Raw genomic sequence first — 22,295 nt, forward strand, 5'->3', positions numbered from 1 at the left:
TTATCAAGAAACGCCCACTGGCTACTAGTGGGCGTTTTTTATTGGTATAAATAGCACATGCCATCCCCTTAGCTGGTATTTCTCGAACAAGGAAGAATCATGCAACTGCCAGAAAGCCTCCTCTCTTATTCTCAATCTGCGCTTGAGTCGTTATATCTATCCGATGCAATTTCACACTGGCCCGAACCGCTTCGTCAGCAGCTTTGCTATGTCGCAGGGCTTAGCCAGTTTGTGGTTGACGTTCTAAGTACCGATGAGCACTTGCAACAGACGTTGCCTGAGATGATCGCTCAGTCATCGCGTTGTCATGATTATCGTCAGCGCTTAGCCGCTATGCTTAGTGAGTGCAGTGATGAGATGCAAGGTTATCGCGTGTTGCGTCAGTTTCGTAACCGAGAAATGCTTTATATCGCTTGGCGTGACTTTACGGCCTCATGGCGATTAGAGCAGAGTTTAGCGCATCTCTCTGAGCTTGCCGAAGCGATGATTTTCGAAACCTATCAATGGCAATACAAAACGTGTTGCGAGTTGTGGGGAACGCCAACCAATGAGCAAGGTGAAGCGCAGCCAATGCTGATTATCGGTATGGGTAAACTCGGCGGCGGTGAACTCAATTTCTCGTCCGATATTGACCTGATTTTTACCTACCCAGAAAACGGTGAAACTCAAGGTGCTCGTAAAAGTCTCGCCAATGCACAATTTTTTACTCGCTTAGGCCAACGCATTATTAAAGCGCTCGACCAGCAAACGTTTGATGGTTTTTGTTACCGTGTCGATATGCGTCTGCGCCCGTTTGGTGATAGTGGTCCGCTGGTCATGAGCTTTGCGGCACTAGAAGACTACTACCAAGAGCAAGGGCGAGATTGGGAGCGCTATGCAATGATTAAAGCGCGGGTGATGGGCAGTGAAATGTATCCTCAGTATCAAGAGCTGCGCCAAATGTTGCGTCCCTTTGTCTTTCGTCGTTACATCGATTTCAGCGCGATTCAATCACTGCGTCGGATGAAGTCGATGATCAGCAGTGAAGTGCGCCGACGCGGTCTGAGCAACAACATTAAGCTCGGGGCAGGCGGAATTCGTGAAATCGAGTTTATTGCTCAGGTGTTTCAACTTATTCGCGGTGGACGTGAGCCAAACTTACGTCATCGAGGTCTCCTGATTACCCTAACTGCCATCGAAGAGCTGGAACAGTTAACTTCACAAGAAACTTCTTGTTTGCGCAACGCATATAAATACCTTCGTCGTTTAGAGAACCTGCTTCAGGCAATGGCAGACAAACAGACTCAGACCTTACCTGAATGTGAAATAGAGCAGATGCAACTGGCTGTCGCGATGGGGTACACACACTGGTCACAATTGATAAGCGATGTGCAGATGCATATGGACAATGTGCATGTGGTGTTTCTCAATTTGATTGGTGATGATGAGGATGAGCAACAAGAGATCGCCGTGCATTTTGTCGAGTTGTGGGACATGGCCGCCAAACAAGATGTGATTGAGCATATCCTTGAGCACGATGTTGAGGTTGAAGACCCGCGGCAGATGGCGGCCACCATCATCCAGTTTAAACAGGATTTGGCGAAAAAAACCTTAGGCCCGCGTGGACGAGAAGTACTCAACCGACTGATGCCGAAGATCTTTGCAGCCTTATATGCTCACCCAGATGCCAAATTCGGCCTGCCACGGGTACTGCATTTATTACATAAAATTGTCACGCGTACTACTTACCTAGAGCTGCTTGATGAGCATCCGGCAGCCTTAGTGCAGTTAGTTCGACTGTGTACCGCCAGTCCGATGATTTCAGAGCAGCTTGGTCGCTATCCTATCTTGCTTGATGAGCTTATCGACCCCCAGCAACTGTACAATCCGATTCCACTCGACAGCTATCGAACCGAACTACGCGATTTCCTCGCACGCATACCCGAAGATGATATGGAGCAGCAGATGGAAGCGCTGCGCCAATTTAAGCAGATTTGTATTTTACGCATCGCGGCGGCCGATATTGCTGGTGTGATACCGGTAATGAAAGTGAGCGATCACTTAACCTATCTCGCTGAGGCGATTGTGGAGTCGGTTGTTGCACAAGCCTGGCTGCAACTGACCGAGAAATATGGTCAACCGACACATCTTAGCGAGCGTGATGGTAAAGGTTTTGCCGTTATTGGTTATGGCAAAGTTGGCGGTTGGGAACTAGGGTACAACTCTGATTTAGATATTGTATTTATGCATGATTGTTCTGTGCATGTGAATACGGACGGCAAGAAAGAGATTGATGGCCGCCAGTTTTACCTGCGGCTTGCTCAGCGTATCATCCATATTTTCTCGACACGTACCGCTTCTGGCATTTTGTATGATGTTGATACTCGTCTGCGGCCTTCTGGTGTGTCAGGGTTATTGGTTAGTCCGAGCGATGCTTTTGATGAGTATCAACGCAATGATGCCTGGACATGGGAGCATCAAGCCTTAGTTCGAGCGCGAATGATCTATGGCGATGCGCCATTGCAGCAAGCCTTCGCAAAAACGCGTCACGAAATTTTGACCTTAGAGCGAGATGAGGCCACCTTGATCAAGCAAGTGTCAGACATGAGAGTGAAAATGCGTGACCATCTGGGGGGCAAGAAAGCAGGGCGCTTTATGCTTAAGCAAGACCCTGGTGGCATTACAGATGTTGAGTTCTTGGTGCAGTTTTTAGTACTGCGCTATAGTCACCAAAAGCCCAAGCTAACCCGTTGGAGCGATAATGTGCGTATTATTGAAACCATGATAGCGCAAGGCATTCTTGATCAAGCCAACGCAATAGCATTGACCCACGCTTACACCGAGATGCGCGATCAGATCCATCACCGTAACTTACTTAACTTAGATGCGGACGTGGCCGAGGATAAATTCCTTGCTGAGCGTGAGTTTGTTATCCAACAGTGGCACGAGTGGTTAGAATAACCGCTCAGCTTTATGCTAAACTTCTGCCCGAATTAGAATTTGGAGATCCACAATGAAGCCAATCCTACCTAACTACGGCGACTCTGGCGTGCTGATTATCGGCGATGTGATGTTAGATCGCTATTGGTATGGCCTGACTGGTCGTATTTCACCAGAAGCCCCAGTACCTGTAGTAAAAGTAGAAAATAATGAAGAGCGTCCTGGTGGTGCTGCGAACGTAGCAATGAATATTGCTTCCCTTGGCGGTCACGCTCATATTGTTGGTTTAACGGGGATTGATGAACCTGCAAAGGTCCTTAACGAAACGCTGTCTGCGCTCAAAGTTAAATGTGACTTTGTGAGTCTGCCTAATTACCCAACCATTACTAAACTGCGCGTTCTTAGCCGTGGTCAACAATTGATCCGGCTTGATTTCGAAGATCAGTTTGAAAATGTTGACGCTGAGCTGATTCTTGAGCGTATGGAGCGTGCACTGCCGAAGGTGAAATCCGTGGTGTTATCGGATTATGCTAAAGGCGCACTTGAGCACGTGCAACTGTTCATTCAAAAAGCCCGCGCGGCGAATGTGCCAGTATTTGTCGATCCTAAAGGGGCCGATTTCGAACGCTATCGCGGTGCCACTCTTTTAACGCCAAATATGGCTGAGTTTGAGCATGTGGTTGGTAAAGTGAAGTCAGACCAAGAGCTAGAAGAAAAAGGCCTTGCTCTAATTGAAGAGTTTGACTTTGAAGCGCTATTGGTTACGCGCAGTGAACACGGCATGACGTTATTGCGCCGTGGTCAAGCACCATTCCACTTGCCTACTCAGGCGCAAGAAGTTTATGACGTGACAGGGGCGGGCGATACGGTTATTTCGGTATTGGCAGCTTCGGTTTCTGCCGGTAAACCACTTGATGAGGCTTGTGCGTTGGCCAATGCTGCTGCGGGCGTTGTGGTTGGTAAGCTAGGCACGTCAACCGTGTCAACCATTGAATTGGCAGAAGCTGTACATGGTAGTCAAGACACCGACTTTGGTGTGATTAGTGAAAGTGCGCTGATGCAAGCGGTGAAAAGTGCTCAAGCGAAAGGCGAGAAAGTTGTCATGACCAATGGCTGTTTCGATATTTTGCATGCTGGTCATGTCTCTTACTTGAATCACGCCGCCGAGCTTGGCGATCGCTTAATTGTTGCCGTCAACACCGATGAATCCGTTAAGCGCTTAAAAGGTCCTGGCCGTCCAGTCAATACAACCGATCGACGCATGGCGGTATTGGCCGGTTTAGGCGCGGTTGATTGGGTCGTACCGTTTAGCGAAGATACGCCGCAACGTTTGATTGGCGAAGTATTACCAGACCTATTGGTTAAAGGTGGTGATTACCAACCGGAAGAGATTGCTGGTGGTAAAGAAGTGATAGCCAATGGTGGCCAAGTCAAAGTACTTAACTTTGAGGATGGCTGCTCAACCACTGAGATCATTGACGCGATAAAAGGTGGTAAAGGTTAGGCCCTTTCCATCAACGACAAAACGCTTACCTTGTTGTCGGCGATTTTTGTTTACCGATATAAAAAATGGAGCCATCAGGCTCCATTTTTTCATCGTTCAAGAGCAATTAGTCTTCTAGATCGCCACAGAAACGGTAACCTTCACCGTGAATTGTCGCGATAATTTCTGGTGTGCCAGATACCGACTCAAAGTGCTTGCGGATGCGACGAATCGTCACGTCGACAGTACGATCGTGTGGTTTTAGCTCACGTCCAGTCATTTTCTTCAGTAAGTCTGCACGAGTTTGGATCTTGCCTGGGTTTTCACAGAAGTGAAGCAGGGCACGAAACTCTGAACGTGGCAGTTTGTAACCATCACCGCTTGGACTGACCAATGAACGACTGTTGATATCCAACACCCAGCCATTGAACACGTATTTATCAACGCTACGCTTTTCTTCGCTGACTGCACTCGCGTTCATTGAACGGTTGAGCAAGTTGCGCGCACGGATAGTCAGTTCACGTGGGTTAAATGGTTTGGTTATGTAGTCATCAGCACCGATTTCTAGACCAAGGATTTTGTCGACTTCGTTGTCGCGACCGGTTAAGAACATAAGTGCCACATTGGCTTGCTCACGTAGCTCACGTGCGAGTAGTAGACCGTTTTTGCCTGGAAGGTTAATGTCCATGATAACTAAGTTAACTTGGTTATCAGACAGAACCTGGTGCATTTCTTCACCGTCACTGGCCTCAAAAACAGCGTATCCCTCTGCTTCAAAAATACTCTTAAGAGTGTTACGAGTTACTTGCTCATCTTCAACAATAAGAATGTGCGGGGTTTGCATTGGCGGTACCTAAATTTGTGAAAAATTTGTGCGAATAGATTAAATTCTAGGCAAAAATATAACATACAGGTAATGTGATGTTGATAATAAACCAAAGATTATAAAATTACACTCTCTTTGATTGCCCGCCATCCTTGGTGCATTTCTCTACCCTTAGAGGTCCATCTTCCTCTGTGCTCTATCAGTCTTTGAGGCGGATTTTATAATTTTAACAGCATGCTAACAACGTAGAAATGTTAATTCCAATCACTTTGTTGATTTATATCAATAGTTAGAATGTAACAAATATTAATAGTATTCAATCGATGTATAACGGGAGACATGATGGCAATAGATGCACATTTTTGGCGTGCCTATCAACAGCCCTACTTCCGCTTTGAGGCTCTGCCAGTTGCAAAACAGTTCGCTATTATTACCGCTTGGAATCCGGGCAGTGAGTGGCAAACACAAGCAGAGAATGATAGCAACAATCACCACTTAGCTGTAGATTTGGTCCATACTGGATATAGTCTCGTACTAGTGGGAAACCAAGATTTCTCTTGGGCTGAAGAGAGTTTCGCCGCTCCAATTACGCAAGTAAAGGCGATGGAACTAGGGCGAAAATTTGCTCAAAATGCCATCTACTTTATCGACGAGGAGCAACTATTTTTGCTCTCATGCATCGGTGACATGACGCGGCTGCCATTAGGACATTGGCGTGATCGATGCCGATAGAAGATTTATTATTTGGAAGTTCAAGGAGGAAAAATGAAAGACATAACCCCTGATATTTGTGATAAACACGCAGACAAAGTAACGCTGCTCGGTCTACCACTACACAGCTTTGGTCGTAAGTTTGCCTTTTATGGTGAAATTGTCACGGTACGTTGTTACCACGATAATTCAAAAGTTCGAGAAATGTTAAGTCAAGATGGTCGCGGTAAAGTCCTAGTCGTCGATGGCCATGGTTCATGCCAAAAAGCATTGCTCGGTGATCAATTAGCGATTCTAGCCATTGATAATCACTGGGAAGGTGTGATTGTAAACGGCGCGGTGCGTGATATCGCTGCTATGTCTGAGATGGAGTTAGGCATTAAGGCGCTTGGTGCGTCCCCGTTTAAAACTGAAAAGCGCGATGTGGGCGAAACCAATGTGACGTTAACCATCCATAATCAAATGATCCAACCGGGAGATTACATCTACGCGGATTGGAATGGGGTATTGATGTCGACAGAGTTGCTTGATTGGAATTAAAAACGGAAGCCTAAGCCGACTTCAACACCTTTCTGCCATTCTTGGTAATCAAGGGTGGCATGAAAGTCGAGATTATCGGTCAGTTTCATCCGACTCGATACTTCGGCTGCAAGCGATGACTCTTTACCTGCAATAGTGTTGTTGTCGCTATAAGAGTGCAAGGTACTCTTGACCGATAGTCTTGGACTAAACTGGTAGCTCACACCACTCAAAAAACCCGTTTCATTGATGTTATTATTACTGTTAAGGCGAGCCCCAACGTAAAGATCGACTTTGTTAAACAGGTTGTACGAATACCCGCCATCAATTTTCCAAGAATCGAAGTCATGTTGATCGCTTTCACTTAACACAAAGAGCTTGTGCGGAGAGCTACTCTGCTGAGCAGGAAGTGGCGGAAGTTTGGCGGCAAATAGCGGGCAGGCGACGAACGCTGCCAATAGGCATAGTGTTGTTCTCATTGACCACTCCTTTGCTCTGTCTGCTCTCCACTGCAAACCTAATTAAAGCATAATTCGCTTGGCTGTGAAGTAACTTTTATATAGCAATTAGTTATTACGATGTATGCCATTGATTTCATTGATCGCACTAATGATTGTTCGCACTAATGATATAGTTAAATCGGTGTTGCGCTTTAGCCATTCGTTGCTCTGCCGTGAACAAAAATAGCAACTTTTCGTTGACGCCGAGATAAGAAATAGGGTAAACGTATGGTTAAGCAAACACACGACGTATAGAAAATTATTCTTATGCAGCACCAAAGCCTAGTAATGACCACAACCATTATTATTACCGACATCACAATTGTTGGGGCAGGCTGCTAAACGAAAGAAATGCAAAAAAAGGCCTGTATCCCACGAGATACAGGCCTTTTTTTATGCCGTTTAAAAACATTTTGGAGAAAGGGATGCGAGTTTTAAAGTTTGGAGGTTCATCATTAGCAGATGCTGAGCGTTTTTTACGTGCAGCGGATATCATTGCTAATAATGCCCAGCAAGAAGAAGTGGCGGTGGTTTTATCTGCCCCAGGTAAAACCACTAATAAGCTAGTTTCAGTCATAGAAAGTGTTTTGAAAAATGGCCAAGCTGAGCTACAAATCGCTGAGTTAGAAGACGCATTTCGCGATCTTTTCCAAGATATCAAACAAGTCTTACCCAATATTGATGGCGACGGTTACGATACCCAAGTTAAAACCTCTCTTTCTCAACTAAAACAGTTTGTACATGGGATTAACTTACTCGGAATGTGCCCGGATAATGTTAATGCCCGTATCATCAGTAAAGGTGAGCGCGTTTCGATTCAATTGATGAAAGCGGTACTTGAAGCCAAAGGTCAGCCAGCCAGTCTTATCGACCCTGTTGAGTATCTGTTTGCCCGTGGAGAACCATTAGAAGCAATGGTCGATGTCGATATCTCTACGCAAAATTTCCGTCAAAAGCCTTTACCGCAAGGTCACGTTAATATCATGCCTGGCTTTACTGCCGGTAATGAACAAGGTCAATTGGTTACTCTTGGCCGCAATGGTTCTGACTACTCTGCTGCTGTACTCGCTGCCTGTTTACGTGCCGATTGTTGTGAAATCTGGACTGACGTAGATGGGGTGTATAACTGTGACCCTCGTTTAGTCGCTGATGCGCGCTTGCTCAAATCGCTGAGTTATCAAGAAGCAATGGAGCTGTCTTACTTTGGAGCGTCGGTTCTGCACCCTAAAACTATCGCACCGATTGCTCAATTCCATATTCCTTGCCTGATAAAAAACAGTTTTAATCCGCAAGGTGCTGGTACGCTTATAGGTCAGGATACTGGTGAAGATAACCTCGCAATCAAAGGCATAACTACGTTAAGCGATCTGACAATGGTTAACGTGTCTGGCCCTGGTATGAAAGGCATGGTCGGTATGGCGAGTCGAGTGTTTGGCGCGATGTCATCTGCAGATGTTTCGATTGTTTTGATCACTCAGTCGTCTTCAGAGTACAGCATCAGTTTCTGTATTGAAGCGCAAGACCGAATAGTGGCAGAACAAGCATTGAGGGATGCCTTTGAGCTTGAGTTGAAGGATGGCTTGTTAGAGCCTGTTGAATTTATTAATGACGTGGCGATTGTGACACTGGTGGGTGATGGTATGCGCACCTCACGCGGTGTGGCGTCTCAGTTCTTCTCTTCTCTGGCTGAAGTTAACGTAAACATTGTTGCGATTGCACAGGGCTCTTCAGAGCGTGCGATTTCTGCTGTGATTCCAGAAGATAAAATTTCTGAAGCGATCAAAGCGTGTCACGAAAACCTATTTAATTCAAAACACTTCCTTGATGTGTTTGTCGTTGGTGTCGGTGGCGTCGGCGGTGAGCTGGTGGATCAGATTGAGCGCCAGCAAGCAAAATTGGCAGAGAAAGGCATTGTATTGCGTGTCTGTGGCCTCGCCAACAGCAAAGGGTTATTGCTTGATAGTGAAGGATTGCCGCTTGAGCACTGGCGCGACCGCATGAAAGGTGCGTCTGAAGAGTTCAGCTTAGCGCGTCTTATTTCATTGGTGCAGCGTAATCACATCATCAACCCTGTGTTGGTTGACTGTACGTCGAGTGAAGTGATTGCCAACCAATATGCCGATTTTCTTGCGGCGGGTTTCCATGTTGTGACCCCGAACAAAAAAGCCAACACATCGAGCATGGCTTACTACCATCAATTGCGTGATGTTGCACGTAACTCACGCCGTAAATTGATGTATGAAACAACGGTTGGTGCAGGTTTGCCCGTGATTGAAAACCTGCAGAATCTTATCTCTGCTGGTGATGAACTTGAGCGTTTTAGTGGTATTTTATCTGGCTCGCTCTCATATATCTTCGGTAAGTTAGATGAAGGTATGACACTGAGCCAAGCAACAAACATCGCCAAAGAGAACGGCTTTACTGAACCGGACCCACGTGATGATCTCTCAGGAATGGATGTAGCGCGTAAGCTATTGATTCTCGCCCGTGAAGCGGGGATGAACCTTGAACTGGAAGATGTCATTATCGATCAGGCATTGCCACCAGGTTTTGATGACTCAGGAAGCGTCGAAGAGTTTATGCAGCGTTTACCAGAGGCGGATGCCTACTTCCAACAGCTATCAGCGCAAGCCGCACAAGAGGGCAAGGTGCTGCGTTATATGGGTGAGATCGTCGATGGTCAATGTCGTGTGAGCATGTCAGCGGTCGATGAAAACGATCCTATGTTCAAAATCAAAGATGGTGAAAATGCTTTGGCTTTTTACAGTCGTTACTATCAGCCTATTCCGTTGGTACTGCGCGGTTACGGTGCAGGTACAGAGGTGACAGCGGCAGGGGTGTTCTCTGACGTGATGCGGACACTTGGTTGGAAATTGGGGGTATAACGATGAGTCGTGGTATGGATGTAGTCGTGTACGCACCAGCATCAATTGGTAATGTCAGTGTCGGTTTTGACGTACTAGGCGCGGCGGTTTCGCCACTAGATGGCAGTTTGCTTGGCGATCGAGTCATGGTCAAAGCCAGCAGTGAGCCGTTTAGCCTCAATACCGCCGGACGTTTTGTTTCTAAGCTGCCTGAGAACCCTAAAGAGAATATCGTTTACGACTGCTGGCGTGTTTTTGCTCGTGAATTAGACAAAAAATCTGAGTCGCTTTTGCCGCTGGAAATGACACTTGAAAAGAACATGCCGATTGGTTCGGGGCTAGGGTCAAGCGCTTGTTCGATTGTTGCGGCGCTTGATGCGTTGAATCGTTTTCATGGTCAGCCTTTGAATGACACCGAACTACTGGCGTTAATGGGAGAAATGGAAGGGCAGATCTCTGGCGGCATTCATTATGACAACGTCGCGCCGTGCTATCTCGGTGGCGTACAGTTGATGCTCGAAGAGTTGGATATTATCAGCCAAGAAGTCCCCTGTTTTGATGAGTGGTACTGGGTGATGGCGTATCCTGGCATTAAAGTGTCTACGGCAGAAGCTCGCGAGATCTTACCTTCTCAATACCGTCGCCAAGATATCATTGCTCATGGTCGTCATCTGGCTGGCTTTATTCACGCTTGCCATTCGAATCAACCCGAGTTGGCGGCGAAGATGATCAAAGACGTGATCGCAGAACCGTATCGTGAGAAACTGCTACCGGGGTTTGCTGATGCCCGCAAATACGCTTTGTCAGCCGGCGCTTTAGCGACGGGCATTTCTGGCAGTGGCCCAACGTTATTTAGCATTTGTAAAGATAAAGAGGTCGCTGAGCGTGTTGCTCGCTGGCTCGAACAGAATTACGTACAAAATGAACAAGGATTCGTCCATGTTTGTCGCCTCAACAAACACGGTTCGAACGTAACAGGAAGTGAGCTATGAAGCTGTACAACATAAAAGAAAATGACGAACAAGTTTCCTTTGGCCAAGCCGTGCGCCAAGGACTCGGCCGTAACCAAGGCCTGTTTTTCCCGCAACAATTACCAACGTTTGATGATATTGACGCGCTGCTTGGAGAAGACTTTGTTACGCGCAGTACTAAGATTTTATCGGCGTTGATTGGTGATGAATTACCACCAGAACAAGTCAACGCGATGGTCGATGCGGCGTTTCAGTTCCCGGCACCCATTAAGTCAATCAAAGAGGGGATTTATGCGCTAGAGCTATTCCATGGCCCAACATTAGCGTTTAAAGACTTCGGTGGCCGCTTTATGGCTCAGTCGCTCACGGCAGTGTCTGATGGTGGCAAGATTACTATATTGACCGCGACTTCGGGAGATACGGGCGCAGCCGTTGCGCATGCTTTCTACGGTATGCAAGACATCAATGTCGTGATCTTGTATCCGCAAGGTAAAATTAGTCCACTGCAAGAGAAGCTATTTTGTACGCTGGGTAACAACATTCACACTGTGGCGATTGATGGTGATTTTGATGCTTGTCAAGCGTTAGTAAAACAAGCGTTTGACGATGCAGAGCTGCGCAAAGAGATCGGTTTAAACTCGGCTAACTCAATTAACATCAGTCGTCTTATGGCGCAGATTTGTTACTACTTCGAGGCGGCTGCTCAATTGAGTAAATCGCAGCGTGAAAACTTAGTCATTTCAGTACCAAGTGGTAACTTCGGTAACTTAACTGCGGGTTTATTGGCTAAAGCGCTCGGGTTACCAATCAAACGCTTTATTGCGGCCACGAACGCCAACGATACCGTGCCTCGTTATCTCGAAACGGGTCAGTGGGATCCTAAACCAACGGTGGCGACTACCTCTAATGCGATGGATGTGAGCCAACCAAATAACTGGCCACGTATCGAAGAGCTGTGCCGTGTTAAAAAGTGGGGTTTAGAGACCCTAGGTAAAGGCGCGGTAACGGATGCACAAAGTGCTGAGTCAGTGAAAGATCTGCATCAACAAGGCTACCTATGTGAGCCGCATGGTGCGATTGCGTATCGTGTGCTTGATGAGCAGTTGCAAGCGGGTGAAACTGGCTTGTTCTTATGTACCGCTCACCCGGCGAAATTCAAAGAAGTGGTCGATGAGATTTTAGAGTCAGATATCGAACTTCCGGCGCCATTAGCCAAACACGCGGTTATGGATCTGCTTTCAGAACAGCTAGCTAATGATTTCGACGCCTTAAAACAAGTGTTACTCAGAGTACAGAAATAGACACTCATGAAGCAAAAAAGGTCGCCTCGGCGACCTTTTTAATCTTGGTAACTTATCGATTAAGGGCGAAAGTGGGTAACGATAAATGCCAGCGAATCGCACCTAAGCGAATCAAGAGTGTTGAGCACATCCCTGCTAAGAATGCACTGCCGTTATCGGCGCCCATGGCTAATGCGGTAGTGTGGAACACCCCGCCAATAATACACGCCGTGGCATAAACTTCGCTGCGTAAAACCATCGGCACCTCACGGGCGAGTACATCGCGAATGATGCCACCGCCGCAGCCGGTGATCACACCCATAATGATGGCGACTAGCGCAGACTCTTGGTAAATCATCGACTTTTCGACACCAATACCAACAAAGACCGCCAAGCCAATCGCATCACACACGGGCAAGATCCACCAAGAGAGGCGCTTGGGGCGACGAACAATGAGCATGGTGAGTAAGCAGGTGATGAGAATGGTCCAGAGGTAGTTGGTATCAGTGATCCAAAACACAGGTGTTGCGCCTAATGCCATATCACGGATGGTACCGCCACCAATTGCCGTTACACTGCCTAGTACAGCGACACCAAAGGGGTCCATTTTAAGTCGGCCTGCCAACAGCACGCCTGAAATGGCGAATATCGCCGTACCGAATAAATCGATAAAGTAAAGCAGCATGGAGTCCATGTTACTAACATCTCTTACAAAATTGAGGGAACAGAAAATGAAGTCGGATTGTACGAGATCTCAGCGCTTAACGTTAGCCTTTTTGTCTTACTGTTTCGAAATGCTCACACACTTGCTTGATCGCGTTTAATGTTCTTGGCGTTGGTCGATTAATCCAGTCGGAGTTGACTGACCAGACAAATTGATGTTGTACTGCAGAAAGCTGTTCGCGCCATTTATCCCACATATTTGTATCTGCAATAACATGTTGAGAAGTAAAGATAACGTCTGGGTTTTGCACGATCACTTGCTCTAACCCCACCTGTGGGTAGGGGGCCTCACTATTGGCGAAGACATTGACACCACCACAAAAGCGAAACACTTCACTTGGCCACTTGTTTTGCGCCACAGTGATAATCGGCTGCTGACTTAATTGATAAAAGTAACGCACTTTAGACTGGGTATCATAATTGGTTTTCAAGATAGCTAATTGCTGCCTGAAGTCAGCTGCGGCGCGTTGGCCTATACTCGGATCATCGGCGTACTGACTCAATTGCTCAATGCTTGTCGCGATATCTTCGAGAGAATTTGCCTGCGAGTAGTAAATAGTAAGGCCAAATTGCTCCAGTTTTTTTAGTTCACCAATGGGGTTGCCTGTCGGCCAAGCGATGAGCAGATCAGGTTGCAGGGCAATAATTCGTTCAATCTTGATGCCCTGATAGTTGGAGACTTTTTCTAGGGTTTGTGCCTCAGGCGGGTAATCACTGTGTGCGCTAACAGCAACTAATTTATCGCCAAGGCCAGCTGCGAAGGCAATTTCAGTGGCGTGAGGGGCCAAACTGATCACTCGAGTAACGGACGCCGCGTTGATAGTGACAGTAAAAAAGATACAAAAAACAGCAGTGACGAAACGCATTTATATACCTTGATAAATAATGGCCATGAATAGGCTTTGAATTAAAAGCCAGGTCAACATACGCCAAGCGAGAAGTTTTTGCAGTTGAGCAATATGTAAAGCAGAGGGGGCGATTCTTCCTCCCAGTTTCGCTCGCACCGCTTTTTTACCATCGTAAATAGCTGGGCCACCGAGCGACAGTTCTAATTTAGCGCCGACAGCGACAATGAGCCAAGAGGGGCCAGGTAACGGCCAAGAGCTGGCTTGTTGTTTTAGTCGGCCAAACACATACTGAGCTCGTTGCCCTGTGGCGATCATCACTGCAAACAAACGTAATGGGATAAAGTCCATCACGGCCACGGCCCTGACGGCAGGAAGACCAAACGGATTGAAGCGCTGGCGAGAAGGGGACCAGGCCCGAGCCAGCTCGACCATCATTCGATAAATAAACGCGCCAATCGCGCCTGCGATAGCATACCAAAACAGCACTCCAACCACGTTGCGACCATATGACATGATCAGGGTTTCCGCCCCTGCTTTGCCCAAACCGAGCAGCGACAGTGGTTGAGTATTGCGGTTGATAATCGGGTTAAGAAGTGTTCTGGCTTGCGGTTTGTCTTCGCGTGCAAGCGCGGTGATAAATTGCGCGCAAAATTTGTCGGTATTGCGCCAATCAATCGCCAGTAACACAAACGCCAGTTCAAATAACAGTGGTTGCCAAACCAGCGGTTTAAGGGCGATAAGCACCGCTAACATCGGCACGATCATCAGTAACCAAGCAAGCGTGCCTGAAATCAGACTTTGGTTATAGTTGGTGTTGGTATTAACTTTGTCTGCAAGTTGCTCAGCGAATTTGTGCCATAGGATTGCTGGGTGTGCTTCTCGTGGGAAGGGCAAAACTAAATGGCACAACAAAGCGCCCCATAGGACTAGGAGCGCGCCGTTAGAGTAAATTTGAGCAAACAAATCTTCCATGATGTGTCTTCGCTTATTTCAGCAGTTCAACCATTTTAATGACCATTTCCGATGAGCTTTGTGCCGCAAGAGGCAAGAACTCTTCGAAGCTCATTGGCGACTCTTTATCGGCCACATCCGAGATAGCGCGAACCACAACAAAAGGGACCTTAAACTGGTGACACGTCTGTGCAATAGCGGACGCCTCCATTTCTACGGCGATCACGCTTGGGAAGTGCTTGCGGATAAACGCTTGGCGCTCGGCGGTGCAAACGAACGCATCACCAGTACAAATCAGGCCGCGTACCGCGTGTTTGCCTTCCATTTGTGCCAGCGCTTTTTCTGCTACGTCGATCAGTTTTTTATCGGCAAGAAAAGCCGCAGGTTGCTGTGCCATTTGGCCCATTTCGTAGCCAAATGCGGTTACGTCTGCATCGTGGTGACGAACTTCAGTTGAAATAACCACATCGCCCAAGTTTAGCGTCGAATCAAACCCACCGGCTGAACCTGTGTTAATCACGAGGTCTGGTTGATATTCATTTAACAACACTGTCGTCCCTACGGCGGCGGCCACTTTACCGATACCGGATTGCAGGAGTACAACGTCGACACCGTTGAGCTTGCCAGAGAAGAAAGTACAGCCAGCTTTATTGACGGTTTTACCGTTCTCGATAGCCTGTTTAAGAATAGAAACTTCTTGTTCCATTGCACCGATGATGCCGATTTTCATAATCAATCCTGTTGTTTCAAATAGCTAGGTTTCAATCGCTTAAGTGTAACAGAAAAGGTCACGATGGGAACGCTGAGCAACGAGAACGCAGAGGTTCGAGACGCTATAAGGGCGCGAGTGTCTTGCTGTTTTTGTTTCGCTATCTTTTAAACCAGTCAGACCGCTCAAATTATCTGTTGCTTAACCTCTTTCCATCTCATATAATCCGCGCTTCGCGTAGTGGCTGAATCAGAGATTGGCTGCTACAAATTTAAACTTACTCTTATTAGGAGAGAATAATGTCTCTGAATGCAGAAACTAAAGCAGCAATCGTTGCAGAATACGCTCAAGGCGAAGGCGACACTGGTTCACCAGAAGTTCAAGTAGCTCTACTTACAGCTTCTATCAACCACTTACAAGGTCACTTCAAAGCGCACAAAGCTGATCACCACAGCCGTCGTGGTCTTCTACGCATGGTTTCTCGCCGTCGTAAGCTTCTTGACTACTTGAAAGGCAAAAACCTTTCTCGTTACCAAGATCTAATCAAGCGTCTAGGCCTACGTCGCTAATCAGCGATTGCATAGCAGTTTGTCGAAAAAGGGGCTTTAGGCCCCTTTTTTGTTGCCCCAAACTTATTTTAGGTGCTAGAGCTTAGCCAAATCGAATTAATCCCGCTATACTACGCCTCGCATGCTGTTGATACCGTATAGAGTAACAAAGCATGAGCAACAAGCTCATCACATTACAGTCAACCACGTCGACCAAAAGGTCGCGACTATTCAAAGGAAATTGTTTTAGTTTCTTTTCACTAGTCGCGATTTGTAATGTATTGAGTATCAACCAATACACTCTGATCTCTGCCAAGCAGGGATTGAGAAACAAGGAATAACAATGTTCGAAAAACCAGTTGTTAAAACGTTCCAGTACGGTAACCACACAGTTACTCTAGAAACTGGCGTTATCGCACGTCAAGCTACAGCCGCCGTTATGGTTACTATGGACGATACAGCAGTATTCGTTTCTGTAGTTGGTAAAAAAGAAGCAGTGGAAGGTCAAGATTTCTTCCCTCTAACTGTTAACTACCAAGAGCGTACTTACGCTGCAGGTAAAATCCCAGGTGGTTTCTTCAAGCGTGAAGGCCGTCCATCTGAAGGTGAAACACTGACTGCTCGTCTTATCGACCGTCCAATTCGCCCACTGTTCCCAGATTCGTTCAAAAACGAAGTTCAGGTTATTGCAACGGTAATGTCTGTAAACCCAGACGTTCAACCTGATATGGTTACAATGATCGGTACGTCAGCAGCGCTTGCTATCTCTGGTATCCCGTTCAACGGTCCTATCGGCGCGGCACGTGTTGGTCACATTGATGGTCAACTTGTACTGAACCCAAGCAACACTGAACTAGCAACGTCTAAGCTTGACTTAGTTGTTTCTGGTACTGAAGGCGCAGTGCTTATGGTTGAATCTGAAGCAGACAATCTAACTGAAGAAGAAATGCTGTCTGCTGTGGTATTTGGTCACGAGCAACAACAAGTTGTGATTAAAGCGATCAACGAATTCGCAGCTGAAGTTGCGACTCCAGCTTGGGAATGGCAAGCACCTGTCGTCAACACTGAGCTCAAAGCTCGCGTTGCTGAACTTGCAGAAGCTCGTCTATCTGAAGCGTACCAAATCACTGAGAAAATGGCTCGTTACGAGCAAGTTGGCGCAATCAAGAACGATGTTGTTGCCGCACTTCTTGCGCAAGACGAAGAACTAAACGAGCGCGAAATCCGCGGCATGCTTGGTTCTCTAGAGAAAAACGTTGTACGTAGCCGTATCATTGCTGGCAACCCACGTATCGACGGTCGTGAAAAAGACATGGTTCGTGCGCTAGACGTACGTACTGGCGTGCTTCCACGTACTCACGGTTCTTCTCTATTCACTCGTGGTGAAACTCAAGCTATCGTGACGGCGACTCTAGGTACGCAGCGTGATGCGCAAATCATCGATGAGCTAACCGGTGAGCGTAAAGATAACTTCCTACTACATTACAACTTCCCTCCATACTGTGTGGGTGAGACAGGTTTTGTAGGTTCGCCTAAGCGTCGTGAAATCGGCCACGGTAAACTGGCTAAACGTGGTATTGCTGCGGTTATGCCTTCTGCGGAAGAATTTCCATACACAGTGCGTGTTGTATCAGAAATCACAGAATCTAATGGTTCTTCATCAATGGCTTCTGTATGTGGTACTTCGCTAGCGCTTATGGATGCGGGTGTACCAATCAAGTCATCTGTTGCGGGTATCGCAATGGGTCTTGTTAAAGAAGGCGATGACTTTGTTGTTCTTTCTGACATCCTTGGTGACGAAGACCACCTAGGTGACATGGACTTTAAAGTAGCGGGTACTAACGACGGTATCACTGCACTTCAGATGGATATCAAGATCGAAGGTATCACTAAAGAGATCATGCAAATTGCGCTTAACCAAGCTCAAGGCGCACGTAAGCATATCCTATCAGTAATGGATCAAGCTATCTCTGGTGCTCGTGACGATATCTCTGAATTTGCTCCACGTATTCATACGATGAAGATCAGTTCTGAGAAGATCAAAGACGTTATCGGTAAAGGTGGTGCAGTTATCCGAGCTCTAACTGAAGAGACGGGTACAACTATCGAAATCGAAGATGACGGTACGATCAAGATTGCTGCAACCGAAGGTGCTGCAGCGCAAGAAGCGATCCGTCGTATTGAAGAGATCACGGCAGAAGTTGAAGTTGGCCGTATCTACTCTGGTAAAGTTGCCCGTCTTGCTGACTTTGGTGCATTCGTGACTATCCTGCCAGGCAAAGATGGCCTAGTACACATCTCTCAAATCGCTGACAAGCGTGTAGAGAAAGTGTCTGACTACCTAGCTGAAGGTCAAGAAGTTCAAGTGAAAGTACTTGAGATTGACCGTCAGGGTCGCGTTCGTCTAAGCATGAAAGAAGCGGTAGAGAGCACAGAAGCGCCAGCGGCAGAAGAAAAGCCAGCTGCAGACGCTTAATCAATGCACATTTAGGTCAGTCAGGCGATTAGCCTAACCTGCCAAAAGCATGTTATAAAGGGAGCATTACGCTCCCTTTTTTTATGCGGATGACACTGAGTGTAAACTCAGTAACAGGAGTATTTATCTGTGAAATGGTTTCAAACCGCAACACTTAGCTTAGCCATGCTCATTACGGCAGGCTGTGCTTCAACGTCAAATAATAGTGCGCAGTGGATGTATCCACCGATGGCGGTTCCTCTTCAAGCAAGTGTGCAACAAGAAGTTCAAATCGCGCGCCTATCACAATTATTGCAACGTCCTGATCTTTCCGAGCCAGTTCGGGCAAAAATGCTCTATGAGCGCGGCAACAATTATGACAATGTTGGTTTACGTGACTTAGCTCGACTGGACTATAACCAGTCGCTGGCGCTAAATCCGGCACAACCGGATTTGTTTAATCTGCTTGGTGTCTACTTTACCCAAGTCGGTGAATTTGATGCGGCGTATGATGCGTTTGACTCTACCTTGGAGTTAGATCCTGAAAACTCTTACGCTGAGCGTAATCGAGCCATTGCTCTTTATTATGGTGATCGCATTGACCTGGCGCTTGAAGGTATGCAAACCCATTATGATCAAGATCCACGTGACCCTTTCCGTGCTTTATGGCGCTATATCATTCAATCGGAGAAGCAACCCGATATCGCTCGTCAAGAGTTGTTGCAAGACTACCAACAGCGCGATGAGCAGTGGGGATGGGTTTTGGTGGCGATCAGTTTAGGTGAAGTGAGCGAAGAGCAAGCCTTTAAGGCCATATTCAGTGGTACGCGTGATAACACTTTGCTTGCCCAACGATTAACCGAAACTTATTTCTATCTTGGTAAGCGCTATCAAACGCAAGGGGATTTTGCCAACGCGATTTCTCTCTATAAGCTGGCAATCTCATTCAATGTCTATGAGTATGTTGAGCACCGCTACGCCTTCCTCGAACTAAGTCGTATTTATAATCAGGTCAAAGCTGAACATATGGCTAAAACGAAACAACAAACCGAGTTCAGCGAGCAATAGCTTTATACTGGCAAACAAAAATAAAAAACCGCTAGCACAGCGGTTTTTTTATTGCTGCTACGATAAATGGCGTTATAATAGTTAGCCTTGCTAACTAAATGGTTTGATAATGAGTCTAGAAAGGAACTTGATTGAGCTTGAGCGTTTTTGTGCTAAAGCGTGGCGGGTTTATGCCCAAGAAGATCCATTGGCACATTTGAGCTTTAATGAGTATGACTATTTGAAGGTCATTCAAGCCTCTTCTGAACCAATCCGATTAACTGATCTGGCGATTGAAATGAAAGTGACCAAACCTTCAGCAACGACTATGGTTCAACGGCTAGAGAGAAAGGGTCTTGTTGAGCGTAAAGCTTCGCTCGAAGATGCGAGGTCTAAGTTGGTCGTACTGACCAGCAAAGCAGAAGTGGGCTTGGAAGAAGAAAGTAAAATCTATCAGGTTATGGCACAGATACTGGAAAGTCGTTTGTCTGAGCAAGAATCTCAGCAGCTAAACCTATTATTAAATAAGGCTTTGCAGTAAATAATTTAGACATTTAGTTAGTCTTGTTAACTAATTTATTGAGTCATACCTCGCTGACATACGACTCACAAATGAAAGTAGAGCAAAAAATGTGCAATTCAATTGGTCGCCAGTTTTGGCGATATACCATTCCTACCGTGGCAGCCATGTTGGTAAATGGCCTGTACCAAGTCGTGGATGGCATCTTCATTGGCCACTATGTGGGGGCTGATGGACTTGCAGGTATTAATGTTGCGTGGCCTGTGATTGGTTCGATTCTCGGTATTGGCATGTTGGTGGGTGTAGGTACTGGTGCGCTTGTCTCAATTCGTCAAGGTGAAAAAGATACTCAAGGCGCTAAGCAAATCTTAGCAACGGGCTTAACCTTATTGTTAGCGATAACGCCTATTGTTTCTACATTGCTGTTTTTGTTTGCTGATAATTTCTTGCTTTGGCAGGGCGCTGAAGGGCGAGTGTATGAACTTGGCCTGCAGTACTTACACATTTTGATTGGTGCCAGTGTCTTCACGCTAGGTTCGATCGCGATGCCGTTTTTATTGCGCAACGATGACAGCCCTAATCTAGCGACGATACTGATGATCATTGGTGCGGTAATTAACATCGTGCTCGATTACCTGTTTATCGCTCTGTATGGTTGGGAGTTGACGGGCGCGGCATTAGCAACAGCGATTGCCCAGTTTGTGGTAACGGGTCTTGGCTTGGCTTACTTCTTCTCACGTCGAGCAAACCTACGTTTACGTTGGAATGAGCTAAGGCTGAAACTCGATGTGATTCCACAAATCTTCGCCGTTGGTACATCAAGTTTCTTTATGTACGCTTATGGTTCGATGATGGTGGCGCTGCACAATGCGTTGTTCTCTCAATATGGCGATCAGTTGATGATTGGTGCGTACGCGATTTTGGGCTACATCGTAACAGTTTATTACCTCACGGCTGAAGGTATCGCCAACGGTATGCAACCTTTGGTGAGCTATAACCATGGTGCACGTAATCAAGCGAACATCCGTAAGTTACTTAAGATTGCGATGATGAGTTCGGTATTGATTGGTGTGGCGTTTGTGCTGCTTTTGAACGCATTCCCACGTGAGTTTGTGTCAGTCTTTAACTCAGACGAAATTCAACTCGTTGAGTATACCGTGTTGGGGATTCGATTACACATGTTTGCACTGGCGCTGGATGGCTTCTTGGTAGTAGCGGGGGCTTATTATCAAGCGGTGAACAAGGGCAGTAAGGCCATGTTTATAACGATAGGCAATATGCTGATCCAACTGCCTTTCTTGTATATTATGCCTAAATTGTACGGTGTTCCGGGGATCTGGATTGCGTACCCACTGTCTAATATCGCACTAAGTATGGTGGTGATGGTGATGCTTTACAAAGACCTAAAGAAGCTTGATGCCTCATCGATGGAGACAGCGACAGCATAAGTTGCTTTTCTTAAATCGAATGAAAAAGGTCTAGCGAATGCTAGACCTTTATGTATCAACGGCTGATTAGTTTAATTCGAAGAACTAGATGTTCTTCATTTCTAAACCAGCAAGTTGATGCCAATAGCCGTTGCACTGACGACTGGCGATCTTTTGTGGCGCTAAGCCTTGTTCATTGGCACGGAACTTATCAACTTGAGCTAGAGTTTCGATGCCTAAAGGACTTAAGCGCACCACATCAACCAGTTGATCCATACTCGCTAAGTCATTGACTAGGTTATAGCAATAACCCGATTGAGTTTGAATGCCGTTGAGATTAAACACCTCTTGCCCTTCTTGGCTGCTAACGGAAATCCCTGTTGGATACTTAATACAGCAGGTTTCGCAATCATCTTTGGCTTTGTTTTCGGCCCGAGCGGTAAAGCAGCGCGCCGAATACGCCAGCGGCAAATAGCCATGGCTGAACACTTCAACTTCAAACTGGTTTTTGATGCCGATGTCATCACATTGGATCAATACGTTACTGAGCCATTCGCGCGACAGTTCAACGGGCATACACCAACGAGTCATGCCCTGTTTGAGAAACAGCTTGAGGGTATGGGCATTGTAAGCATTTATTGCCGGACCGACCACGAAAGGCACTTTTCGTTCGCTGGCCAACTGAATCGCAGCGACATCGTTCGCTTCAATCGCAAAATCACCATTATCAATGTACTTCTTCATCACATTGACTTCACTTGGCGCTTCCAGAAGTGCCATGGTAGAGAGCACTATCTGTTTGCCTGCAGAGCTCAACTCTTTAGCAATCTCGAACCAGTGATTTGGTTTCATCTCTCGCCGTTTTGAGCAGACGCTTTCACCTAAGTAGATGATATCAGCCGAACTGTTTTTGGCCTGATTATAGAAATCTTCCACATCCTGTTTTGACCAGAAATAAAGGAGTGGGCCAAGTGCGTATTTCATAGTGTTTTCC

19 protein-coding genes and 1 other annotated feature are annotated in these 22,295 nt (G+C 46.6%); of the genes, 12 read left to right on the plus strand and 7 right to left on the minus strand.

Annotation, left to right across the window (positions count from 1 at the left end; genetic code table 11):
* Positions 1 to 99: 99 nt before the first annotated feature.
* Entirely contained in the window at positions 100 to 2,940 is a 2,841-nt protein-coding gene (gene glnE, locus CDZ87_RS02720) for a bifunctional [glutamate--ammonia ligase]-adenylyl-L-tyrosine phosphorylase/[glutamate--ammonia-ligase] adenylyltransferase (protein ID WP_100752066.1), read from the plus strand.
* Between the two features lie 52 nt (positions 2,941 to 2,992).
* Positions 2,993 to 4,423 (plus strand): bifunctional D-glycero-beta-D-manno-heptose-7-phosphate kinase/D-glycero-beta-D-manno-heptose 1-phosphate adenylyltransferase HldE, encoded by a 1,431-nt coding sequence (gene hldE, locus CDZ87_RS02725; RefSeq protein ID WP_100752067.1) that lies wholly within the window; start codon positions 2,993 to 2,995, stop codon positions 4,421 to 4,423.
* A gap of 106 nt (positions 4,424 to 4,529) precedes the next feature.
* Here hldE and arcA read toward each other — a convergent pair whose 3' ends face one another.
* The gene (gene arcA, locus CDZ87_RS02730; protein ID WP_038174218.1) at positions 4,530 to 5,246 is read right to left on the minus strand and encodes a two-component system response regulator ArcA; all 717 of its coding nucleotides are present in this window, start codon (positions 5,244 to 5,246) and stop codon (positions 4,530 to 4,532) included.
* Between the two features lie 324 nt (positions 5,247 to 5,570).
* Between arcA and CDZ87_RS02740 the strand changes: the two genes are divergently transcribed.
* Both CDZ87_RS02740 and CDZ87_RS02745 read left to right on the plus strand, forming a co-directional pair.
* Positions 5,571 to 5,960 carry a DUF3293 domain-containing protein gene (locus CDZ87_RS02740; RefSeq protein ID WP_100752068.1) on the plus strand — a complete coding sequence of 130 codons (390 nt, stop codon included), beginning with the start codon at positions 5,571 to 5,573 and terminating at the stop codon, positions 5,958 to 5,960.
* A gap of 33 nt (positions 5,961 to 5,993) precedes the next feature.
* A complete protein-coding gene (locus tag CDZ87_RS02745; protein WP_100752069.1) occupies positions 5,994 to 6,479 on the plus strand; it encodes a putative 4-hydroxy-4-methyl-2-oxoglutarate aldolase in 486 nt (161 codons plus the stop codon).
* Here CDZ87_RS02745 and CDZ87_RS02750 read toward each other — a convergent pair.
* Positions 6,476 to 6,937 (minus strand): hypothetical protein, encoded by a 462-nt coding sequence (locus tag CDZ87_RS02750; RefSeq protein ID WP_100752070.1) that lies wholly within the window; start codon positions 6,935 to 6,937, stop codon positions 6,476 to 6,478. The two genes, CDZ87_RS02745 and CDZ87_RS02750, sit on opposite strands and share 4 nt — an antisense overlap.
* Before the next feature lie 298 nt (positions 6,938 to 7,235).
* Positions 7,236 to 7,354: a sequence feature (Thr leader region), on the plus strand.
* Between the two features lie 29 nt (positions 7,355 to 7,383).
* Here CDZ87_RS02750 and thrA point away from each other — a divergent pair.
* The 3 genes from thrA to thrC are packed head-to-tail and all read left to right on the plus strand — an operon-like array spanning position 7,384 to position 12,094.
* Positions 7,384 to 9,843, plus strand: a complete 2,460-nt coding sequence (gene thrA / locus CDZ87_RS02755; RefSeq protein WP_100752071.1) for a bifunctional aspartate kinase/homoserine dehydrogenase I — start codon at positions 7,384 to 7,386, stop codon at positions 9,841 to 9,843.
* 14 nt (positions 9,844 to 9,857) lie between these two features.
* A complete protein-coding gene (thrB, locus tag CDZ87_RS02760; RefSeq protein WP_100752222.1) occupies positions 9,858 to 10,814 on the plus strand; it encodes a homoserine kinase in 957 nt (318 codons plus the stop codon).
* Complete coding sequence (gene thrC, locus CDZ87_RS02765) at positions 10,811 to 12,094, plus strand: threonine synthase (RefSeq protein WP_100752072.1); 1,284 nt, start codon at positions 10,811 to 10,813, stop codon at positions 12,092 to 12,094. The genes thrB and thrC overlap by 4 nt, the downstream gene beginning before the upstream one ends.
* Positions 12,095 to 12,146: 52 nt before the next feature.
* Here thrC and CDZ87_RS02770 read toward each other — a convergent pair whose 3' ends face one another.
* The 4 genes from CDZ87_RS02770 to mtnN all read right to left on the minus strand — a co-directional run bounded on the left by CDZ87_RS02770 (position 12,147) and on the right by mtnN (position 15,325).
* Positions 12,147 to 12,767 (minus strand): TRIC cation channel family protein, encoded by a 621-nt coding sequence (locus CDZ87_RS02770; RefSeq protein ID WP_100752073.1) that lies wholly within the window; start codon positions 12,765 to 12,767, stop codon positions 12,147 to 12,149.
* A 73-nt stretch (positions 12,768 to 12,840) separates the two neighbouring features.
* On the minus strand, positions 12,841 to 13,662 hold the full coding sequence (btuF, locus tag CDZ87_RS02775) for a vitamin B12 ABC transporter substrate-binding protein BtuF (RefSeq protein ID WP_100752074.1): 822 nt from the start codon (positions 13,660 to 13,662) through the stop codon (positions 12,841 to 12,843).
* Positions 13,663 to 14,616 carry a cobalamin biosynthesis family protein gene (locus tag CDZ87_RS02780; protein ID WP_100752075.1) on the minus strand — a complete coding sequence of 318 codons (954 nt, stop codon included), beginning with the start codon at positions 14,614 to 14,616 and terminating at the stop codon, positions 13,663 to 13,665. It abuts the gene before it with no gap.
* A 13-nt stretch (positions 14,617 to 14,629) separates the two neighbouring features.
* Positions 14,630 to 15,325 (minus strand): 5'-methylthioadenosine/S-adenosylhomocysteine nucleosidase, encoded by a 696-nt coding sequence (gene mtnN, locus CDZ87_RS02785; RefSeq protein WP_100752076.1) that lies wholly within the window; start codon positions 15,323 to 15,325, stop codon positions 14,630 to 14,632.
* A gap of 278 nt (positions 15,326 to 15,603) precedes the next feature.
* Here mtnN and rpsO point away from each other — a divergent pair, with 278 nt between their 5' ends.
* From rpsO to CDZ87_RS02810, 5 genes are all read left to right on the plus strand, one after another.
* A complete protein-coding gene (gene rpsO / locus CDZ87_RS02790; RefSeq protein WP_038174204.1) occupies positions 15,604 to 15,873 on the plus strand; it encodes a 30S ribosomal protein S15 in 270 nt (89 codons plus the stop codon).
* Between the two features lie 322 nt (positions 15,874 to 16,195).
* A complete protein-coding gene (gene pnp, locus CDZ87_RS02795; protein WP_038174203.1) occupies positions 16,196 to 18,328 on the plus strand; it encodes a polyribonucleotide nucleotidyltransferase in 2,133 nt (710 codons plus the stop codon).
* A 129-nt stretch (positions 18,329 to 18,457) separates the two neighbouring features.
* Positions 18,458 to 19,375: a lipoprotein NlpI gene (nlpI, locus tag CDZ87_RS02800; RefSeq protein WP_100752077.1), complete on the plus strand. Its 918-nt coding sequence runs from the start codon at positions 18,458 to 18,460 to the stop codon at positions 19,373 to 19,375.
* 109 nt (positions 19,376 to 19,484) lie between these two features.
* Entirely contained in the window at positions 19,485 to 19,895 is a 411-nt protein-coding gene (locus CDZ87_RS02805) for a MarR family winged helix-turn-helix transcriptional regulator (RefSeq protein WP_100752078.1), read from the plus strand.
* Positions 19,896 to 19,984: 89 nt separating this feature from the next.
* Positions 19,985 to 21,322: an MATE family efflux transporter gene (locus CDZ87_RS02810; RefSeq protein ID WP_100752223.1), complete on the plus strand. Its 1,338-nt coding sequence runs from the start codon at positions 19,985 to 19,987 to the stop codon at positions 21,320 to 21,322.
* Between the two features lie 84 nt (positions 21,323 to 21,406).
* On the opposite strand, the gene CDZ87_RS02815 is transcribed toward CDZ87_RS02810, so the two are convergent.
* Positions 21,407 to 22,285: a U32 family peptidase gene (locus CDZ87_RS02815; RefSeq protein ID WP_422641437.1), complete on the minus strand. Its 879-nt coding sequence runs from the start codon at positions 22,283 to 22,285 to the stop codon at positions 21,407 to 21,409.
* Positions 22,286 to 22,295 lie beyond the last annotated feature (10 nt).

The sequence above is a fragment of the Vibrio salilacus genome (genome assembly GCF_002811245.1).
Lineage (GTDB): Bacteria > Pseudomonadota > Gammaproteobacteria > Enterobacterales > Vibrionaceae > Vibrio > Vibrio salilacus.